The organism is Streptomyces sp. NPDC002817, from assembly GCF_053592055.1.
Genome location: NZ_JBSFUY010000020.1, coordinates 119,684 through 139,097, shown reverse-complemented (window position 1 = coordinate 139,097; position 19,414 = coordinate 119,684). Strand labels below are relative to the sequence as shown.

The 19,414-nt window shown below is 70.7% G+C and carries 18 protein-coding genes; 8 read left to right on the top strand and 10 right to left on the bottom strand.

Features of this window, described 5'->3' with window-relative positions; genetic code table 11:
• Window positions 1–9: 9 nt before the first annotated feature.
• The 4 genes from yczE (at window position 10) to ACWD3I_RS31365 (ending at window position 3,460) form a co-directional block, all read left to right on the top strand.
• Window positions 10–663: a membrane protein YczE gene (yczE, locus tag ACWD3I_RS31380; RefSeq protein ID WP_365405839.1), complete on the top strand. Its 654-nt coding sequence runs from the start codon at window positions 10–12 to the stop codon at window positions 661–663.
• Window positions 660–1,427, top strand: a complete 768-nt coding sequence (locus tag ACWD3I_RS31375; protein WP_365405836.1) for a glycerophosphodiester phosphodiesterase — start codon at window positions 660–662, stop codon at window positions 1,425–1,427. Before yczE ends, ACWD3I_RS31375 begins: the two co-directional genes overlap by 4 nt.
• A gap of 56 nt (window positions 1,428–1,483) precedes the next feature.
• A complete protein-coding gene (locus tag ACWD3I_RS31370; RefSeq protein ID WP_365405833.1) occupies window positions 1,484–2,830 on the top strand; it encodes an MFS transporter in 1,347 nt (448 codons plus the stop codon).
• Between the two features lie 255 nt (window positions 2,831–3,085).
• Window positions 3,086–3,460 (top strand): RNA polymerase-binding protein RbpA, encoded by a 375-nt coding sequence (locus tag ACWD3I_RS31365; protein ID WP_010046329.1) that lies wholly within the window; start codon window positions 3,086–3,088, stop codon window positions 3,458–3,460.
• A 106-nt stretch (window positions 3,461–3,566) separates the two neighbouring features.
• On the opposite strand, the gene fxsA is transcribed toward ACWD3I_RS31365, so the two are convergent.
• The 4 genes from fxsA to ACWD3I_RS31345 all read right to left on the bottom strand — a co-directional run bounded on the left by fxsA (window position 3,567) and on the right by ACWD3I_RS31345 (window position 7,718).
• Entirely contained in the window at window positions 3,567–4,121 is a 555-nt protein-coding gene (gene fxsA, locus ACWD3I_RS31360) for an FxsA family membrane protein (protein ID WP_365413381.1), read from the bottom strand.
• 78 nt (window positions 4,122–4,199) lie between these two features.
• A complete protein-coding gene (locus tag ACWD3I_RS31355) occupies window positions 4,200–4,994 on the bottom strand; it encodes a polyprenol monophosphomannose synthase (RefSeq protein ID WP_365413379.1) in 795 nt (264 codons plus the stop codon).
• A gap of 536 nt (window positions 4,995–5,530) precedes the next feature.
• The gene (locus ACWD3I_RS31350; RefSeq protein ID WP_365413377.1) at window positions 5,531–7,129 is read right to left on the bottom strand and encodes an amidohydrolase; all 1,599 of its coding nucleotides are present in this window, start codon (window positions 7,127–7,129) and stop codon (window positions 5,531–5,533) included.
• Between the two features lie 148 nt (window positions 7,130–7,277).
• Window positions 7,278–7,718, bottom strand: a complete 441-nt coding sequence (locus ACWD3I_RS31345; RefSeq protein ID WP_030677853.1) for an Lrp/AsnC family transcriptional regulator — start codon at window positions 7,716–7,718, stop codon at window positions 7,278–7,280.
• Between the two features lie 268 nt (window positions 7,719–7,986).
• Here ACWD3I_RS31345 and ACWD3I_RS31340 point away from each other — a divergent pair, with 268 nt between their 5' ends.
• Window positions 7,987–8,421 (top strand): hypothetical protein, encoded by a 435-nt coding sequence (locus tag ACWD3I_RS31340; RefSeq protein ID WP_365413375.1) that lies wholly within the window; start codon window positions 7,987–7,989, stop codon window positions 8,419–8,421.
• Window positions 8,422–8,450: 29 nt separating this feature from the next.
• Here the strand turns inward: ACWD3I_RS31340 and ACWD3I_RS31335 are convergent, their stop codons facing one another.
• From ACWD3I_RS31335 to ACWD3I_RS31325, 3 genes are all read right to left on the bottom strand, one after another.
• Window positions 8,451–9,545, bottom strand: a complete 1,095-nt coding sequence (locus ACWD3I_RS31335) for a phosphotransferase family protein (protein ID WP_365413373.1) — start codon at window positions 9,543–9,545, stop codon at window positions 8,451–8,453.
• Window positions 9,546–9,573: 28 nt separating this feature from the next.
• Window positions 9,574–10,674 carry a hypothetical protein gene (locus tag ACWD3I_RS31330; RefSeq protein ID WP_365413371.1) on the bottom strand — a complete coding sequence of 367 codons (1,101 nt, stop codon included), beginning with the start codon at window positions 10,672–10,674 and terminating at the stop codon, window positions 9,574–9,576.
• Between the two features lie 341 nt (window positions 10,675–11,015).
• Window positions 11,016–12,224: an acyl-CoA dehydrogenase family protein gene (locus tag ACWD3I_RS31325; protein ID WP_365413369.1), complete on the bottom strand. Its 1,209-nt coding sequence runs from the start codon at window positions 12,222–12,224 to the stop codon at window positions 11,016–11,018.
• A gap of 336 nt (window positions 12,225–12,560) precedes the next feature.
• On the opposite strand from ACWD3I_RS31325, the gene ACWD3I_RS31320 reads away from it, so the two are divergent.
• Window positions 12,561–13,799 (top strand): glycoside hydrolase family 18 protein, encoded by a 1,239-nt coding sequence (locus ACWD3I_RS31320; RefSeq protein ID WP_451084225.1) that lies wholly within the window; start codon window positions 12,561–12,563, stop codon window positions 13,797–13,799.
• A gap of 65 nt (window positions 13,800–13,864) precedes the next feature.
• On the opposite strand, the gene ACWD3I_RS31315 is transcribed toward ACWD3I_RS31320, so the two are convergent.
• The 3 genes from ACWD3I_RS31315 to ACWD3I_RS31305 form a co-directional block, all read right to left on the bottom strand.
• On the bottom strand, window positions 13,865–14,527 hold the full coding sequence (locus tag ACWD3I_RS31315) for a TetR/AcrR family transcriptional regulator (protein ID WP_365403162.1): 663 nt from the start codon (window positions 14,525–14,527) through the stop codon (window positions 13,865–13,867).
• A gap of 62 nt (window positions 14,528–14,589) precedes the next feature.
• The gene (locus ACWD3I_RS31310) at window positions 14,590–14,730 is read right to left on the bottom strand and encodes an SCO1431 family membrane protein (RefSeq protein WP_266895135.1); all 141 of its coding nucleotides are present in this window, start codon (window positions 14,728–14,730) and stop codon (window positions 14,590–14,592) included.
• A 99-nt stretch (window positions 14,731–14,829) separates the two neighbouring features.
• On the bottom strand, window positions 14,830–16,191 hold the full coding sequence (locus tag ACWD3I_RS31305) for a peptidase C39 family protein (protein WP_365403165.1): 1,362 nt from the start codon (window positions 16,189–16,191) through the stop codon (window positions 14,830–14,832).
• A gap of 221 nt (window positions 16,192–16,412) precedes the next feature.
• Here ACWD3I_RS31305 and ACWD3I_RS31300 point away from each other — a divergent pair, with 221 nt between their 5' ends.
• Together ACWD3I_RS31300 and ACWD3I_RS31295 are read left to right on the top strand one after the other, a co-directional pair.
• Entirely contained in the window at window positions 16,413–17,033 is a 621-nt protein-coding gene (locus ACWD3I_RS31300) for a uridine kinase family protein (RefSeq protein ID WP_365403168.1), read from the top strand.
• A gap of 432 nt (window positions 17,034–17,465) precedes the next feature.
• Entirely contained in the window at window positions 17,466–19,331 is a 1,866-nt protein-coding gene (locus ACWD3I_RS31295; protein ID WP_365403171.1) for an AAA family ATPase, read from the top strand.
• Window positions 19,332–19,414: the final 83 nt, after the last annotated feature.

Here is a 19,414-nt window from a genome sequence, read left to right as displayed (position 1 = left end):
GGGCACCACTTGTCCGCACAGAGCCGGCTCGGGCGCCGGCTGATCCAGCTGTACGTCGGTCTCGCCCTCTACGGAGCGAGTTCCGCACTGCTCGTCGAGGCGGGCCTCGGACTGGAACCCTGGAACGTGCTGCACCAGGGCCTCGCCGAGCTGACGGGCCTCACGATCGGCGTCGTGTCGATCTTCGTGGGCGCGGCGGTGCTCCTGTTGTGGATCCCGTTGCGCCAGCGCCCGGGCCTCGGCACGGTCTCCAACGTCTTCGTGGTCGGCATCGCCATGGACGGAATGCTCGCCGCGATGCCCGAGGCCCACACCCTGGCCGTGCGGATCCCCCTTCTCCTGGCGGGCGTCCTGCTCAACGGGGTGGCCACCGGTCTCTACATCTCCGCCCGTTTCGGGCCGGGACCCCGGGACGGTCTGATGACCGGCCTGCACCAGCGCACCGGCCGCTCGATCCGTCTGATGCGGACCGCCGTCGAGATCGCGGTCGTGGCCACCGGCTTCGCCCTCGGCGGCACCATCGGCATCGGCACGGTGCTCTACGCGGTGTCCATCGGCCCGCTCGCCCAGCTCTTCCTCCGGCTGTTCGACGTCCCTTCGGCATCGGACAGCAGCACGGTCGTTGCCACCGGGCAACCCCGGCGCGCGATACTGCGTCGGTGAGCACCCGGATACGCCACCCCTACCTCGACCACCCCGGCCCGATCCCCTTCGCCCACCGGGGCGGGGCGGCGGACGGTCTGGAGAACACCCTGCTGCAGTTCCGGCGGGCGGTCGAGACCGGATATCGGTATCTGGAGACCGACGTCCACGCCACGGCGGACGGGAAGCTCGTCGCCTTCCACGACGGCACCCTGGACCGGATGACCGACGGGGCGGGCCGGATCACGGACCTGCCCTGGGCGGACGTGCGCCACGCGCGCGTGGCGGGCAAGGAACCGGTGCCGCTCTTCGAGGAGCTCCTGGAGACGTTCCCGGAGGCCCGCTGGAACGTCGACATCAAGGACGAGCCGGCGCTCCACCCTCTCCTGGAGCTGATCGAGCGCACCGGCGCCTGGGACCGGATCTGCGTCGGCTCCTTCTCCGAGGCCCGGGTCGTACGCGCCCAGCGCCTGGCCGGCCCGCGCCTGGCGACCTCGTACGGCACCCGGGGCGTCCTCAATCTGCGGCTGCGCTCCTGGGGTGTGCCGGCCGCGCTGCGCGGCTCCGCGGTCGCCGCCCAGGTTCCCGAGGCCCAGAACGGCATCCAGGTCGTCGACCGTCGCTTCGTGCGGACCGCCCACGCGCGCGGGTTGCAGGTGCACGTGTGGACCATCAATGATCCCGATGCCATGCACCGGCTCCTGGACCTGGGAGTGGATGGCATCATGACCGATCACATCGACACGTTGCGCAAGGTCATGGAGGACCGGGGCGTCTGGGTCTGACAGGCCTCGCTCCCCTGGAACCGCGGACTGGGCGCGGGACCAGCAAGGGGGCCGGGTTGGGCACCGACGCCATACGGACAACGGACGCCGACGAGGCCGCCGAGCGACGGCGCGAACAGCGCGGCTGGTACTTCTACGACTGGGCGTGCTCCGTCTACTCGACGAGCGTGCTCACCGTGTTCCTCGGCCCGTATCTGACCTCGGTGGCGGAGAAGGCAGCCGACGCGGACGGTTACGTCCATCCGCTGGGCATTCCGGTGCGGGCCGGTGCCTTCTTCGCGTACTCGGTGTCCCTGTCCGTGATCGTGGCCGTGCTGGTGATGCCCCTGGTCGGCGTGGCGGCCGACCGCACGGGCCGCAAGAAGCCGCTGTTGGCGGCTGCCGCCTACACCGGGGCCACGGCGACGGCGGCCATGTTCTTCCTCGGCGGCGACCGCTATCTGCTGGGCGGCGTCCTGCTCATCGTGGCGAACGCCGCGTCGGCCGTCGGAGCGATGCTCTACAACTCCTACCTCCCGCAGATCGCCCCGCCCGAGGAACGCGACGCGGTCTCCTCCCGGGGCTGGGCCTTCGGCTACGCGGCGGGCTCACTGGTGCTGGTGGTGAACCTGGTCCTCTACACCGCCCATGACTCCTTCGGCCTCTCGGAGGGCATGGCCGTCCGGATCTGTCTGGCGTCGGCGGGGCTGTGGTGGGGCGCCTTCACCCTCGTACCGCTCCGAAGGCTGCAGGACCGCCGGATGCCGCAGAAGGAAACGACCACGCCCGGCTTCCGCCAACTGGCGGCCACCGTCCGCGACATGCGCCGCCATCCGCTGACGCTCTCCTTCCTCCTGGCGTACCTCGTCTACAACGACGGCATCCAGACCGTGATCTCCCAGGCGTCCGTCTACGGCTCCGAGGAACTCGGCCTCGGCCAGTCGACGCTCATCGGTGCCGTCCTGCTCGTCCAGGTGCTGGCGGTGGCGGGCGCGCTGGGCATGGGCCGACTGGCCCGCGTGTACGGCGCGAAACGCACGATCCTCGGTTCGCTGGTGGCCTGGACGCTGACCCTGGCTGCCGGCTACTTCCTGCCCGCCGGGGCGCCGGTGTGGTTCTTCGTACTGGCCGCCGGGATCGGCCTGGTCCTCGGCGGCAGCCAGGCTCTGTCGCGCTCCCTGTTCTCCCACCTCGTCCCGCCGGGCAAGGAGGCCGAGTACTTCTCGGCGTACGAGATGAGCGACCGCGGCATGAGCTGGCTGGGCCCGCTTCTGTTCGGGCTCACCTACCAGCTGACCGGAAGTTATCGGGACGCGATCATCTCGCTGGTGATCTTCTTCATCCTGGGGTTCTGCCTGCTCGCACGGGTTCCGGTGCGCCAGGCGATCAGCGACGCGGGCAATCCCGTTCCGGAGAAAATTTAGCGTTCAGCGCGAAAGGGCGGTAGTGTACGCGTTTGGCCTGCCAGGCGTACCGTTACTGCGCGTCAAAGATGCCGAAACGCTGGGTGACATCTGCTAGCAGATGTGACAAACCGGGCGCAGGTGGGTACAACAAGGGGCGGCTACGACGGCGACGCATGACCCGGAACGGGAATCTTTACCGCCGACCGGACGTTGACCGGATGACGACGACAGCGACACCTGTCCTGTGGGCGACAAGCCCGGGAGGCACGATTCATGAGTGAGCGAGCTCTTCGCGGCACGCGCCTCGTGGTGACCAGCTACGAGACGGACCGCGGCATCGACCTGGCCCCGCGCCAGGCCGTGGAGTACGCATGCGAGAAGGGACATCGCTTTGAGATGCCCTTCTCGGTCGAGGCGGAGATCCCGCCGGAGTGGGAGTGCAAGGTCTGCGGGGCCCAAGCACTCCTCGTGGACGGCGACGGCCCTGAAGAAAAGAAGGCCAAGCCCGCGCGTACGCATTGGGACATGCTGATGGAGCGGCGCACCCGCGAGGAACTCGAAGAGGTCCTCGAGGAGCGCCTGGCCGTTCTGCGCTCAGGGGCGATGAACATCGCGATTCACCCCAGGGACAGCCGCAAGTCCGCGTAGTCCCGCCGCGGTTTGGGCGGAACACAACGCAATATCGAGACCGCGGGCGCCGTACTTCCTGTACGGCGCCCGCGGTCTCGTGCGTTCGGCGTGAGCCGAGCGGGGCTCAGCCCATCAGCGGAGGACGCGGCTCCTGGGGCGCGTCCCGGGGCTCGTCCCGGATGACCTCGCCCTGGACGACCTTGCCGTCGGGGCGCTGCATACGGGCCTGCTGGAAGGCGTCGCCCAGGGTTCCCGGGCCGGCTTCGCGGAGCTTGCGCTCGAAGGTGCGCTCCGCACGGCGGGCGATGACCTTCTGGACCGGCGGGATCAGCAGAGCCAGGCCCACCGCGTCCGAGATCAGACCGGGGAGCATGAGAAGCAGCCCGCCCAGCATCAGCAGACCGTTGCCCCCGCCGCCGGAGGGGGCCGTGCCACGCTGCAGGGCCTCGTTGAGGTTCTGGAAGGCCCGTCGGCCGGCCCGCTTGATGACCACCGCGCCGAGCACGAGGCCGGCGAGCAGCAGGAGGAACACCAGGAACCCGCTCGTGGCGCCTGCCACCACGGTCAGCAGCCAGATCTCCAGCACCAGCCACGCGGCGATCCCCAGCGGCAGGAAGGTGCGCAGCCGGGAGCGCGGGGGCCGGGCGGGGTACGTCGGGGTCGGAGCGCCAGTCGTCATGTGTCCAGTGTGCCTGGGCACGGCTCAGCGCGGGATAAGGGGACGATCAGCGGGGCCTGTGCGGCCGTACGGCTGCCGTCAGGCCTTCTTGTCGCGGCCCAGCACCTTGCCGACCCGCTCCCCCACGCCCCACGTGGTGACCCGCCACAGGGCCTCCACGAGGATGTCGCGGCTCATCTTGGAGTCGCCGTGCTCGCGCTCGACGAAGGTGATGGGGACCTCGACGACGTGGTAGCCGGCCCTGACCGCGCGGCGGGCCAGGTCGACCTGGAAGCAGTAGCCCTGCGAGGCGACCTCAGCGAGGCCGAGGCCTTCGAGGGTCTCGCGGCGGAAGGCGCGGTAGCCGCCGGTGACGTCCCGGATCGGAACGTCGAGCAGGACGCGCGAGTAGAGGCTGCCGCCACGGGAGATGAACTCGCGGGACTTGGGCCAGTTCACGACCCGGCCGCCGGGCACCCAGCGGGAGCCGAGGACCAGGTCGGCACCCTTGAGGGCGGTCAGCAGGCGGGGCAGTTCCTCGGGCTGGTGGGAGCCGTCGGCGTCCATCTCGACCAGGACGCCGTAACCGTGCTCCAGACCCCACGCGAAGCCCGCGAGGTAGGCGGCGCCGAGGCCTTCCTTGCCCTTGCGATGCAGGATCTGGACATGATCGTCGGTGGCCGCCAGCTCGTCGGCGAGCTTGCCGGTGCCGTCGGGGCTGTTGTCGTCGGCGACGAGGACGTGTGCCTCGGGGACGGCCTTGCGCACCCGGCCGACGATCGCCTTGATGTTCTCCGCCTCGTTGTAGGTCGGAATGATCACCAAGGCGGTGCCGAGCGGGCCGAACTGCCTCCCGTGGCCCTGTGCCGCGAGGGTCCCGTCGCCGTCGTTCACTGCTGCCCCTTCAGGTTCGTACGCAGGCGTCCACCATAGTGGTCGCCGCCTGGGCCGACGTGACAGGACGTTCGTATGGTGGTGTCGTTTTAACAAAAGCGGGGTAAGACCGCGCTTCTCGGCAGCCGTGCGTACTGCGGATGGGGGCCCGGCGCCCTTCGGGCCGACCTGGGACCCGCTGGCTGCGGATCGACCGAAAGCCGTTGTCTACTGAGCGCCCGGGCCCCACCCGGGTCACACCTCCCCGACCGGCCGGAACGTTCCCTCGCGGCGGCGCGGGCGCTGAGCCTGGCTGCCAGTGGCGGTGCCCGGTGCGGCACACCGTCCCTGACCCAGCGGCGCGGCGACGAGTTGACGGACGTTCCCCGGTCGGGCGTCCGGTGGTGGACTGGGCCGAACCTACCGGCCCCCTGCCGTCGGCTGTCAACAGCTGTTTGACCTGCGCATCTTCACTCAAAGCCCTGGTCAGTGCGGAGGATACGCAGGTCGCGAGACGGGGCGGCGGCGCCCGATCGGAGCCGCGCCACCCCGGGAGATCACTCGCCCGGCCGTACGAACACGGTCCGGCCGCCCACCACGGTGCGCAGGCAGACCGGGAGGTCGGCGCCCGGAGACAGGTCGGGCAGGCCGGGGGTGCCGGAGCGGGGGTCGGTCGACCAGCGGGCGACCCGGTCGTCGGGAGCCTGGACGACGAGCTCGTCCGTTCGCCACACCGCGTAGTCGGCGGGCGCGCCCGGCACCAGGACACCCGCGTCGTCCCGGCCGATCGCCCGCCAGCCGCCCCGCGTGTGGGCCGTGAACGCGGCGCGCACGGAGACCCGGTGCTCGGGCGTGCGATGGAAGGCGGCGGCACGGACCGTGCCCCACGGATCGAGCGGGGTGACAGGGCTGTCTGAGCCGAAGGCGAGCGGCACGCCGGCCTTCAGGAGGGCCGCGAAGGGGTTCAGGGCGCGCGCCCGCTCCACGCCCAGTCGCTGGGCGTACATGCCGTCCTCGCCGCCCCACAGCGCGTCGAAGGCGGGCTGCACGGAGGCGGTCAGGCCCAGGTCGGCGAAGGCGGCGATGGACTCGGGGGTGAGCATCTCGGCGTGCTCGACGCGGTGCCGGGCGCCGCGGAGACGGGCCGGGCCGACCTTCTCGGCGGCGGCGCGCATGCCCTCGATGACGGCGGTCACGGCTGCGTCGCCGATCGCGTGGAAGCCCGCCTGGAGGCCCGCCTCGGTGCAGGCGACGACATGTGCGGCCACGGCGGCCGCGTCCAGGTAGGCGGTGCCGGTGTGCCCGGCGTCGGTGTACGGCTGGTGCAGACAGGCGGTGTGGGAGCCGAGGGCGCCGTCGACGAAGAGGTCGCCGGCCGCGCCCAGAGCGCCCAGCTCCCGCACCTTGTCGACATCCTGCTCCGCCCAGTAGCCCACGACCCGCGGCCCGGTCTCCTCGGCGGCGAGCCGCACCAGGCCGGTGAAGTCGTCCTCGGAGGAGATCTCGGGGCCGGCACACTCATGGACCGAGCCGATGCCGAGGGAGGCGGCCCGGGCGAGCGCGGTGCGCTGCGCCCCGACGCGCTGGGCCGGGGTGATCGCGGCCAGGGCGGTGGCGCGTACGGCGTGGTGCGCGTCGGCGGTGAGCGGGCCGTCGGCGCGCCCGAGGGACGTCATGTCGAGCAGGGCCGTGGTCACGACCGCGGAGTGGACGTCGATGCGGGACAGATAGAGCGGGCGGCCTCCGGTGGCCTCGTCCAGCTCCGCGCGCGTGGGCGGCCGTCCGCCGGGCCAGCGGGCCGCGTCCCAGCCGTGCCCCAGCAGGACGCGGTCGTCCGGGCGGGAGCCGGCGAAGTCCCGCACAAGCGCGAGAGCAGCCTCCAGAGAGGGTGCGTCGGACAGGTCCAGGCCGGTCAGGGCGAGCCCGGTGGACGTGGTGTGCACATGCGCGTCGGTGAACGCGGGCGTGACCAGGGCACCGTCCAGATCGACGACCTCGTCGACCCCGTCCGAGAAGGCGTCGGCGGCCCCTTCCGAACCGACCCAGGCGACTTGGCCACGCTCGACGACCATCGCGGTGGCGAAGGGATCGGCGGGGCTGTGGACCTCTCCTCGACGGAGCAGGACAGTCTTGGGCGCGGGGCTGGACTCACTCATGGGGAACAGTCTCGCGTGTTGTCCGGACCGTCCGGGACAGGGGGCGCCTTCAGCGCCCCTCAGGGGCGCGGGGCTGTGTCGATCTGCGGCTACCGCCGTATGGGCGCGACCAGCCACAGCCGACCCGCACCCGCCGACGAACCACCACTCAGATCCTCGGAGGGCGCGCCTCGTACGGCGTCGACAGCACCACAGTCGTCCGCGTCGACACCCCCGCCAGCGACCGCAGCCGAGCCAGCAACTCCTCCAGCTCGTGCGGCGTGGCCACCCGGACCTTGAGGATGTAGTTCTCGTCGCCCGCAACGCTGTGACAGGCCTCGATCTCCGGCACGCCCGCGAGGCGCTCGGCGATGTCGTCCGGCGCACTGGGATCGAACGGTTTCACCGAGATGAAGGCGGTCATGGGCAGCCCGACGGCCTCGGGGTCGACGACGGCGGCGTACCCACGGATGACGCCACGCTGCTCCAGCCGACGCACCCGTTGGTGCACGGCCGACGTGGACAGGCCCGTGGCCTTGCCGAGGTCTGTGTAGCTCATCCGCCCGTCCTTGACGAGCAGCTGCACGATCTGACGGTCCAGCTCCTCCATGGCGCAAGAACCTACAGTGCCCTTGATCTCCTCGGATACCTGAGCGGCGCAGGTCATACCCGGTTCGTGATGTGGCCGAGAGCTACCTGTGAGCCATCTGAGGGACAAAGCGGCCGCCCCGGGCATCTGCAAGTGGCATGTGACGAACGCCACAGCGCCCGAACGGTCTCCGTGATGTTCTCGTGATTACCGCCGAGACGGGGCGGGAAGTGCTTGCTGTGGTCGAGGCCGCAGTGCCTTCACGGCCCAGCCCGAGGGGGAGAATCCAATGCAGAGTCTTAAGCGCCCTGGTCGTACCGCACCCAAGCGACTCCAGGCGGTCGTCGAGCCCGAGCCGGAGGGCGTCGAACCCGACGCCCTCGACGACGAACTCGACGCGTACGACACCTTCGAGATGTTCCGGGTGGTCTGCCCGGACTGTGCGCAGCCCATCGCGCTGCTGGCGGACGAGGAGGTCCTGCCGGAGCACGCGCTGTGCGTCTCGCCCTGGAACCCGTTCGGGCTCACGGTCTGCGCCGGCACCGGCCGCCGCGCCTCCGACGCGCGTGCCGCGGACGAGGACCTGGAGCCCCAGGAGCAGGACACCGCCCTGCTGTTGACGCTCCCTCAGGGCCTCGACTGGAGGACCCAGCCCTTCTCGCACGTCGGCGGACCGGGCTCGCGCCCCATGAGGGTCCCCGTCATGCGGCGCCACGCCGCATGAGCGTGTCCCGGTAGCGCGGACCGCGTCGCTCAATCCCAGTAGCTGCCCTGCACCATGGCTCGCAGGCTGCCGTGGTGCAGGATCAGTGTGTCCGGGTCCGCCGGGACGACGGCTTCACCGAAGTACACCTGCCGATAGGCGACACGCAGCATGACGACGGCGTGCCGCAGGGCGGCGTACAGGGTGTGGAAGTCCATGTCCCGCGGTGTGTGGCCGGTCAGTCGGGCGTAGCGCGTCTCGACCCGGTCGCGGCGGAAGAAGTCCGGCAGGCCGCGCTGCCCGAAGCCGACCGTCAGGTCCTGGAAGAAGCGGTGCAGGTAGATCGTCCAGCCGAGGTCCACCTCGCGCGGGGCGAGTGCCGCCATCTCCCAGTCGAGGACGGCCGCGGGTTCGAATCCGTCGTAGACGACGTTCCCGATGCGCGCGTCACCCCAGTCGAGGACAGGCGTGCCCGGATCGGCGGGCCAGAGGTGCTCCAGCCGGTCGAAGGCGTCCTCGATGAGCGGTGAGCGGGCGACGCCGTCAACGACCCATTCGTAGTAGGCGCGTTGGGCGGCGACATGGCGGCGCAGGGCGTCACCCTCGCCGGGGAGCGCTAGGAACTCGGCCTCCCACAGCGGCACTTGGTCATGGAGCCGGGCCAACAGGCCCACGGAGGCCGCCTCCAGGTGCTCGCGCTCCGCGTCGTTCGCCGCGTGCAGCCAGTTGCCCTCGTACGTGTAGGGCATGACGTCCGGCGGCACCCGCCCCTCGACGCGCTCCATGACGAAGAAGGGCGCGCCGAGCGGACCAGGGTCCTCCTCCAGCCACAGCACCTTCGGCACGGGCAGGTCCGAGTGCTCCGCGACGACGCGCATCGTGCGGTACTGGCGGACCATGTCGTACACCGGGAAGACCGTGTACGCCGCCGGGTCCGCGGCGAGCCGCAACGCGCAGGCGTGCAGCGGGGGTTCGGGGTGCTCGATGTCGAAGAGCAGGGTCTCGCTGGACATGCCGTTGGACGCGGGGACGGTGACGCCGACGGCCTTGGCGCCGGGCAGGCGGGTGCCGAGCCAGGCGGTGAGGCGGCGGGCGATGTCCTCCGGGTCGCGGGTGCTGGTGCGCGGGCGAGGCGCCGTCGTCATGTGTCAACCCCCTTGTGGTGCAGCCGACTTACGGTGCGACCGAGTCGAAGCCGGTGAACCCGCTCGGATCGTGCCGTCCGAACGAGCCGTGCTCGAAGATGCCGTGGCCGATCCGGCCGTCGAGGCGGAAGCGGGCGGCGTGGTCGGTGACCCCGTACGCGGCCAGGGTGTGCGGCTGCGTGAGGTCGTAGGTGCGCCGGTCGGTCCAGCCGTGGCCGCGCCAGGTGCCGTGCTGCCAGTCGTCGGCGGGCGGGTAGCCGGCGCCGATCGCCAGCGGGGAGGAGGTGAGGATCTCGACCTCCAGCTCCTGCGGTTTGCGCACGTCGCCGAGGTGGACGAGGGCGCGTTCGGGGTGGCGGGTGCCGGGACGGTAGGTGATCTCGGGCTGGGGCCAGCCGAGTTGGCGGTCGGGGTGGCCGGGGCGGACGAGGGTGGCGTCGTTGAGGACGCGGTAGCCGTCGGCGTCCTCCTGGACGATCACCATCAGGAAGCGGTCCTCGAAGCGGACGGGGCACCAGAGCCAGTGGAAGCCCTCGGTGGGGTGCTCCTCGGCGAGGCGGCCGCCTTCCTCGCCGGGGACGGGGCGGACGCCCCAGCTGCGGTCGCGGGTGCCGGTCCACTCCGTGGCGGTGACGCGGAACTCCTCGCCTTTGGCGCGCACAGAGCCCGCCACGCCGCCCGCCTGTACGAAGCGACGCCCTTCCAGGGTGAGCCGGCCGCCCCGGCGCTGCACATGGTGGGGTTCCCACAGTGCGGGGAAGGCGGCGGTCCAGGTCAGATCGAAGGACAACGAGTCGTCGTCACAGACGAGGCGCAGACGGTGCAGCGGCTGCTCGACCTCGATCCTCAGCGGCCCCACCGCGAGCCGCATCCGGTCCTCGCCGAGGGCGTCCGAGGCCCGCACCGCGTGCAGGGTGTCCCCCACCCGCAGCGTCGCGTACGCATCGATCACCCCCAGGTTCGGGTACACCCCGAGCCCCACTATCAGCAGCGCCCGCCCCTCGTGATCGAGGACATGGAAGATGCACCGGTCGTAGGCGTTCCGGTCCCCCGTCGCCACGTGCTTCATGGAGAGCGGCACCTGGTGCACCGGGTACTCGTCGAGCGGTACGGGACGGTCGTCGGCCACGGCAGACCTCCCTGGAGGCGGCTGGGCTGACGGTACGTCAGACCGCGACAGGTGGCCAGATACCGTGCTGCACGACGTCCGCGAACTCACGGTCGATTCCATCGGCGGGTGACCTGTCCGGCCGTCACCGCGTTGCCCTGGTATGACCCCCACATACACGGCGACCGGGCGTCAACGCCGGGTGTTCGTCCCGCCGCCCGCAGAATCGGTTCCGCCGCCGCAGGACCCGCCCATCTACCGGGATCTGATGCGTACCTGGGCCGACCGGGGCCGGACCCTGCCGGGGCGCCACGACCCGGAGTGGGTCCGGCTCGCGGCGCCGCAGGTCAGGCCGGGGCAGTTCAGCGCGTCTCCGGACCCGCTAGGTGACGGGCGATGACCATCCGCTGGATCTGATTGGTGCCCTCGACGATCTGGAGAACCTTGGCCTCGCGCATGTAGCGCTCGACCGGGAAGTCCGCGGTGTAGCCGTATCCGCCGAGGACCTGGACGGCGTCGATGGCGACCTTCATCGCGGTGTCGGTGCAGTGCAGCTTGGCCATCGCGGCCTGCTTGGCGAAGGGCCGGCCGGAGTCCCGCAGCCGCGCCGCCGCCAGGTACAGCGCGCGGCCCGCCTCGATCTGGGTCGCCATGTCGGCGAGCATGAAGCGCAGGCCCTGGAAGTCGGCGATCGGCTTGCCGAACTGCCGTCGCTCGGTCGCGTACGCCACCGCGTGGTCCAGCGCCGCCTGAGCCACGCCGATCGCGCAGGCCGCGATGCCGAGCCGCCCGGAGTCGAGCGCGGCCAGGGCGATCGCGAAGCCCTGACCCTCCTCGCCGATGCGCCGGTCGTCGGAGACCCGGACGCCATCGAGGTGGACCTGGGCGGTGGGCGAGCCCTTCATGCCCATCTTCTTCTCCGGCGCCGCCCCGCTCAGCCCCTCGGCGTCACCGGGCACGAGGAACGCGGTGATCCCGCGGGCGCCTTCCTCGCCGGTCCGCGCCATGACGGTGTAGAAGTCGGCGACACCGCCGTGGGTGATCCAGGCCTTGGTACCGGTGATGACCCAGTCTCCCCCAGTCTCGGCTGCGCTCGAGCGGGAGGGGCCCCCGTCCTCCCGCACGGCCTTGGTGCGCAGGCTCGCGGCGTCCGAGCCGGACGAGGCCTCGGAGAGGCAGTACGCGCCGAGGAGGCCGCCGCCGAGCATGGCGGGCAGATGCTCGATCTGCTGCTCCTTGGTGCCGTAGGCGGCGAGTGCGTAGGAGGCGAGCGTGTGCACGCTGACGCCGAGGCCGACGGTGAGGCGGGCCGCGGCGAGTTCCTCGAGGACCTGGAGGTAGACCTCGTAGGGCTGGTCGCCGCCGCCGTACTCGGAGTCGTAGGGCAGTCCGAGCAGTCCGGACCGCGAGAGCAGGGTGAACACCTCGCGCGGGAAGCGTCCGGCGTCCTCCTCCTCGGCCGCCTTCGGGGCGATCTCCTGCTGCGCGATGTCGCGGACGAGTGAGATCAGCTCCCGGGCCTCGTCCGTGGGCAGTTGACGATCCACCGGCTGCGGGGCGCGGTCGGGCATGAGGACGCTCTCCTCCCTGTGTAGGGCACATCGGCGTGCGCCTTTGGATGGGGGCGGCTCCGCCGGGTCTTGCTGAGGGCTTGGCCGATGGTCGCACTTTCGGGTCTCGGAAGCTGTTGACCAGCGGCTCTGCGCTGTGAGTATGCCCGATCGGAGCCATCGCGTCACCAGTTAACGACCGCTTACTTCAGGAAACCTACCCGGAATCCAGCACTCCTCGAAATTGGTCCGAACCATTGACGGACTGGTCTAGTCCTCCTACTGTTCCGAACCAACGCTTTACCGCGTTCATGCCAATCGGCGCCCGTTCCCTCACCCCCCACGAGGAGACACTCGATGCACGACTCCCCTCGTCCCCGCGCCCGGTTCCGGGCGCTTGTGTCCGCCGCGTGTTGCGCGGTCCTCGGTGCCGGGCTGCTCGCCGGCGCGGGCACCGCGACCGCCGAACCCGCGGCGAAGCCCGCAGTGAAGGCCGGCTCCAAGGTCGTCGGCTACTTCACCGAATGGGGCACCTACGACCGCAAGTACTACGTCAAGAACATCGAGACCTCCGGCTCCGCGGCGAAGCTCACGCACATCAACTACGCCTTCGGCAACGTCACCGGCGGCAAGTGCGCGATGGGCGACTCCTACGCGGCGACCGAGCGGACCTACACCGCGGCCGAGTCCGTGGACGGTGTCGCCGACACCTGGGACCAGCCGCTGCGCGGCAACTTCAACCAGCTGCGTGAGCTCAAGAAGAAGCACCCCGGCCTCAAGGTCATCTGGTCCTTCGGCGGCTGGACCTGGTCGAGCGGCTTCGGCGAGGCCGCGAAGAACCCGGCCGCGTTCGCGCAGTCCTGCTACGACCTGGTCGAGAACTCCAAGTGGGCCGATGTCTTCGACGGCATCGACATCGACTGGGAGTACCCGAACGCCTGCGGCAACACCTGCGACACCAGCGGCCGGGCGGCCTTCAAGAACCTGATGTCGGCGCTGCGGGCCAAGTTCGGCTCCGGCAACCTGGTCACCGCGGCGATCACGGCCGACGCCACCCCGGGCGGCAAGATCGACGCGGCGGACTACGCGGGCGCGGCGCAGTACGTCAACTGGTACAACCCGATGACGTACGACTACTTCGGCGCCTGGGCGGCGACCGGGCCGACGGCCCCGCACTCGGCGCTCAACTCGTACAGCGGCATCCCCCAGGCGGGCTACTACACTTCGGCGACCATCGCGAAGCTCAAGGGCCTCGGCATCCCGGCCTCGAAGCTGCTGCTCGGCCTCGGCTTCTACGGGCGCGGCTGGACCGGCGTCACCCAGTCGGCACCGGGCGGCACGGCGACCGGCCCGGCGGCCGGGACGTACGAGGCGGGCTTCGAGGACTACAAGGTGCTCAAGGCGAAGTGCCCGGCGACCGGCACGGTGGGTGGCACGGCGTACGCCAAGTGCGGGAACAACTGGTGGAGTTACGACACCCCGTCGACCATCGCCACGAAGATGACGTACAAGAACCAGCAGGGGCTGGGCGGCACGTTCTTCTGGGAGCTGAGCGGGGACACCACGGGCGGTGAGCTGATCAAGGCGATCAACTAGTCGGACCCGAGCGGCACTTGGGGCGGGGGGACCACGAGCCCTCCGCCCCTCTCCGCCGTCCGGCGTCAGGTGTCGCGGCGGGCCGGGGCGGGGGCCGGGAAGGCGGGGTCCAGCTCCTCGATCGCGCGCATGGTGGCGCCGAGTGTCTTCACCAGGAGTTCGCGCATGGTGTCGCGGGTGAGCTGGGCCGGGCGGTCGATCCAGTCGAGCGTGGCGCCCTCGACGCTGCAGACCCAGGCGAACAGGCCCATGCGGGCCAGCGGTGAGATGTCGGTACGGCCGTACGCCCCGTCGGCGATGGTCGCGACGATCGCCTCACGCACACTGTCCCGGATGGCGTGCACCTCGGCGTCGAAGCCGACTCCGCCGCTGACGACGGTGCGGTACGCGGCCTGGTTGTGCTCGGCGAAACGCAGATAGCTGTCGATCGTGCGCTGGACCCGGTCCACCTGGGGCAGTTGGAGGCCGCTCGCCGCGAAGGTGACCAGGTCGGCGACGGAGTCCTGGATGATCGCCAGGTAGTAGCCGCGCTTGGACTGGAAGTAGTAGTAGATCAGCCCTTTGGCGACATGCGCCTGACGGGCGATGTCGTCCATCGAGAGCGCGTCGTAGGACGTGTCGGCGAACAACCTCCGCCCGATCGCGATGAGTTCGGCTCGGCGCGCAACCGAGCGATCAGTTCCGCGCGCCTTGGGACGAGCGCCGTCACGCTGTTGGCTGATATTCAATTTCGACCCTGGTCTCAACGGGGCGGGACACCCGCAGTATGTCAGGTCAACTATGGATCAGGTCACAGCAGGCCGAGCTGGGTCACGAGCATCGCGACCACCACGACGAGGGTCCAGCCCATGACGTGCTCGAGGGCCTTCGGGCCGTCTTCCTTGGGCCCGCCGGTGCGGACACGGGTGGCGGTGGCTGAGTTCGCAGTCATGTGTCCACCTTGCCACCGGGCAGGGCTTTTGCGGCAGAGACGTCGGTCACAGGGGAAAGGCCCCGGTTTCCCGGGGCCTTGACCCGCTCAGTGTGTGACTCAGCGCACACCCACCGCCGCGAGGGCCTTGCACTGCCGTGCGGTCGGCTTCGCCGGGAAGTAGAGGTAGCAGACACCGCCGGTGCCGGAGACGACCTTGCCGCTGGCGTTGTACCGCTTGGTACGGAGCCAGATGTTCTCCCACTCGGCCCGCTTGTAGACCCGTCGCACCGCCTCGTCGTCGGGCGAGGCCGGGTCGTTGGCGATCACGTCGCCGTCGGCGGTGAAGCCGATCACGGTCATCAGGTGGCCGGAGGTGCCGTAACCCGCGCCCGTCAGCTCCTCCTTGAGGAAGGACTGGGACGTTATGGCCGGGATGCCGGCCGCGATCAGCGTCTCCAGGTCGGTGAGGGAGCCGAGCCGGGTGACCACGCCCTGGAGGTCCTTGAAGGTGGCCGCGTAGGCCGCGTTGAACGGCCAGTTTCCGCAGCCCGCGTACTGGTGGTCGAACGTGTACCGGGCCGCGTGGCACACCTGCGGATCGGCGTAGGTCGGATCGACCCAGGCGAGCTGCTCCGGGGTGAGGCGGCCGCCCCAGTACTCGATGATCATCTGCGAGGAGGTGGGGCTGCACCAGGCCTCGCCGCCGTTGTCGTACTCCGGGTACTGGCCGGCGTGGATCTCCTGCGAGTAGCGCGGGACGATCAGCTCCTGGGCGAGGCCGGGCGTGGAGGCCGGGACGGTGAAGCGGTCCGGGATGTCGGAGCCCATCGCGCCGAGCCGCCACACGGTGGGGGTCTTCTTGGTGCCCGGCTTGCGGTAGAGGGTCAGCCGCAGACGGTACGAGGTGAGGCGCAGGCCCGTCGCCGGGTCGTCGACGGCGAAGGTGTCCGTCCAGATGCTGCTCTTGTCGTCGGTCTGGTCGTCGACCGAGGTCCGCCGGATGTCCTGGTCGCCGGCGGCCCAGCGGCCCATGACGTACCAGGGGGTGTCCGTGCCGTCGGAGTAGGTGCCCTTCAGCTCGACCTGGAGCCAGGTGCCGTCGGGGGTGTGCGCGTTCCAGGACGCGATCGCCTCGGTGGAGGGGACGGCGAGCCTGTGCACGGGGGACGTCCAGGTCGCGTACTCCCAGGCGGCCGTCTTCCCGGTGTGCGGGTCCGTGTAGTCGACACTGCCCGCGGCGGCGCCGATCACCACGCCCGGCCGGGGACCGGCAACGGCACGGGCGCCCTTCGCGCTGCCGCCGCGCCAGTCGGCGTACGTGGTCCAGAAGCGGTTGTCGACGAGGCGGCGTTGCGCCCGGTCGGTGTCCGCTGCGTCGGTCGTGCCGTCGGCGGCGGCCGGGCTCGCCGCGCCGGCCACCGCTGCGGCGACCGCGGCGGCCAGGACGGTTCTGCGGGACGGCTGTTCGGCTCTGCTCATGGGCGGAATGACCCCCAAGTTGTCCGAGTCTGGGCAGGTCCACTGCACGGTTGTGCGCCAACTATGGCCAAAGCCGCACCGTCCTGCCAGCACTTCGGGCCATGCCACGCCCACGAATATGGGACTGGACCACTGACATGACCTGCGACGGCGTACCCGCGCACCGCCGCTAGAGTGCTGACCGCTCCCTGCCGGACTCGTGAAAGCTCCAGAAATCGTCCATGCGCGCCCTCGCCGACCACCTCCGCGCCCTCCCACCGTCCTGCGGCCCGGTCCGCCTGATCGCCGTCGACGGTCACGCCGGCTCCGGAAAGTCCACGTTCACCGGACAGCTGGCCGCCGCGCTGGGTGACCCGCCGGTACTGCACCTCGACGACATCGCGAGCCACGACGAGCTGTTCGGCTGGACCGGCCGACTGCTGACCCAGGTGATCGAGCCGCTCGGCCACGGTGAGACCGCGCACTACGCCCCCTACGACTGGCACACCCGACGCTTCGGCCCACCCCGCGCCCTCCCGGCGGCACCCGTGGTCCTCGTCGAGGGCGTCGGCGCGGGCCGCCGCGCACTGCGCCCGCACCTGGCGCGGCTGCTGTGGATGGAGTTGCCCCGCGAGGAGTCCTGGACGCGTGGCCGGTCACGGGACGGGGAGGAACAGCGGGAGTTCTGGGCCGGGTGGGTCCGGGCCGAGGCCGAACACTTCGCCGGGGACCCCTCGCGCCCCCACGCCGACCTTCTGGTTCGGCAGGGACAGAAGGGGTACGAGGTGCTCCCGGGGCCTGCCGGGACGGTTGGACCGGACCGCAGAATCACTCTGGGTGACGGACCATCCGCTGTGTGCTGAACTTGTGAAGACCCTTGCTTCCGAACTTTCCGGAGTGCCTCAACTCGGCTTGACCGGGGGGCCGTACAGGACTTACGTTCTGAATGTGCGGCCTTTCGAAGCCGCCCTCAGACGCGAAGCCCCCGGTTGTTCCCCCGTGATCGGGGGCTTCGTTCTGCCCTCGACTCCTTTTCCGGGCGCTACGAGCCGTGATTCGCTCACCCTCGGTCACCATCGCGTGTGCGCCCCGTCTGCTCCCACCTCGCCAAACGGCCTGTGCGGCACCCTTCGGCGGCCGCACCCCCGCAGGTACGATGCCCTCGGTGCGACCTACGGACGGGCGGCTCTGCGCACCGTTGCAACTCCGGTCCGCAGCAAGGCGGTTCGATCAAGGCGGTCGGCGGGCGACGGCCCGGTGACCAACCAACGGGGGCACGGTTTGTGGGGGACGTGATGGACTTCGGCATGCAGGGCCCGCAGGCCCCGGCCGACCTCGCCTGGCTGCGAGGTGTGGATGCCTACACGATGGGCGCCTATCCGCAGGCGGAGGAGGAGTTCCGCGCCGCGGTGCGGATGGACCCGGGGATGGCCGACGGCTGGCTCGGGCTGCACGCGTTGCGCGTCGACACGACGACCGCGCTGCTGCGGATGTTCCGGCACCGGGAGCGCTTCGGGGAACAGCGGGCCCGGCATCGTCGCACCCTCAACTCCTGGTACTGGCTGGGCTGGTGGGTGCAGCCCGTGCTGGAGAGCCCGCGCGACCTGCTGCTCGCGCACGCCTCGCACTGGCTGGACGGACGCCATGTCCCGGAGCTGGACCGGGCCCTCGCGAGCCTGCCACCCGTGGACACCGACGCCCAGGTGCGCTTCCTGCACGCCTGTCGCTCCTATCTGGTCAAGGACTGGGACCAGCTCGTCCGGCACACCGACCCGCTGATCGACGATTCCCTGCTGGGCATCGAGGCGGGTCTGTTCGGCGGCATGGCCCGGGTGCGCCTGGAGATGTTCGGACAGGCCGAGCCGCTTCTCTCGGCGGCCCTGATGCGCTGTCGCAGCGAACAGCCCCAGCGCAAGGAGCTGCGCTACTGGCTCGCCCGCGCGCACGAGGGCACCGGCCGCTCCGCCGCCGCCCTCCCCCTCTACCGTGCCGTGCACCGCGTCGACCCGGCGTTCATGGACACCTCGGCCCGGCTCGCCGCGATCGCCGAGGGCGACGGCTACGACGACGCCGCGGCGGACCTCGCCTCGATCGCGCTCTCCGGCGCCCAGGACGTCCTGGAGGGACCGGACGGCCTCGACCCGCTCTTCGGCGGCACCGACGGACGTGACCTCAAGTTCTCCGACCCCGACCTGCCGCCCGCCGGCCCGCTGCCCTCGGTGACCGACCCTTCGGTGCGCGAGAAGATCATCCCGACGCAGGCGCTGCCCGCCGGCCCCACCGACCCAGTCTTACTGGAGGAGGCGCTCACCGAACTCGAGCGCATGGTGGGGCTGGAACCCGTGAAGCGCCAGGTCAAGGCGTTGTCGGCTCAGCTGAACATGGCGCGGCTGCGCGCCGGGCAGGGTCTGCCGGTCCAGCCGCCCAAGCGGCACTTCGTCTTCTCCGGCCCCTCGGGCACCGGCAAGACCACGGTCGCCCGCATCCTGGGCCGCGTCTTCTACGCCCTCGGGCTGCTCGGCGGCGACCACCTCGTGGAGGCCCAGCGCGCCGACCTCGTCGGCGAGTACCTCGGACAGACCGCCGTGAAGGCCAACGAGCTCATCGACTCCGCGATCGGCGGGGTGCTCTTCGTGGACGAGGCGTACTCGCTCTCCAACTCCGGTTACGGCAAGGGTGACGCGTACGGCGACGAGGCGCTCCAGGTGCTCCTGAAGCGCGCGGAGGACAACCGGGACCACCTCGTGGTGATCCTCGCCGGCTATCCCGAGGGCATGGACCGGCTGCTGGCCGCCAACCCCGGGCTCTCGTCGCGCTTCACGACCCGGGTGGACTTCCCCTCGTACCGCCCCCTCGAACTCACCTCCATCGGCGAGGTGCTGGCCCATGAGAACGGTGACGTGTGGGACGAGGAGGCCCTCGACGAGCTGCGGTCGATCGCCGGGCACGTGGTGGACCAGGGGTGGATCGACGAGCTGGGGAACGGACGGTTCCTGCGGACGCTGTACGAGAAGAGCTGCGCGTACCGGGATCTGCGGCTGTCGACGTATCCGGGGATGCTGACGCGGGACGACTTGTCGACACTGCGGCTGCCGGACCTCATGCAGGCGTACGGGGAAGTACTGTCCGGGCGTGGGCCCCAGGATCCGTCGGCGACGTAGGGGACGCCTACGAACTCGGGAGCTCCTGGTTCGTCGGCGGGTGCGAGCAGGCCGTGGTTGCTCGCACCCACGCGGCGGAGCCG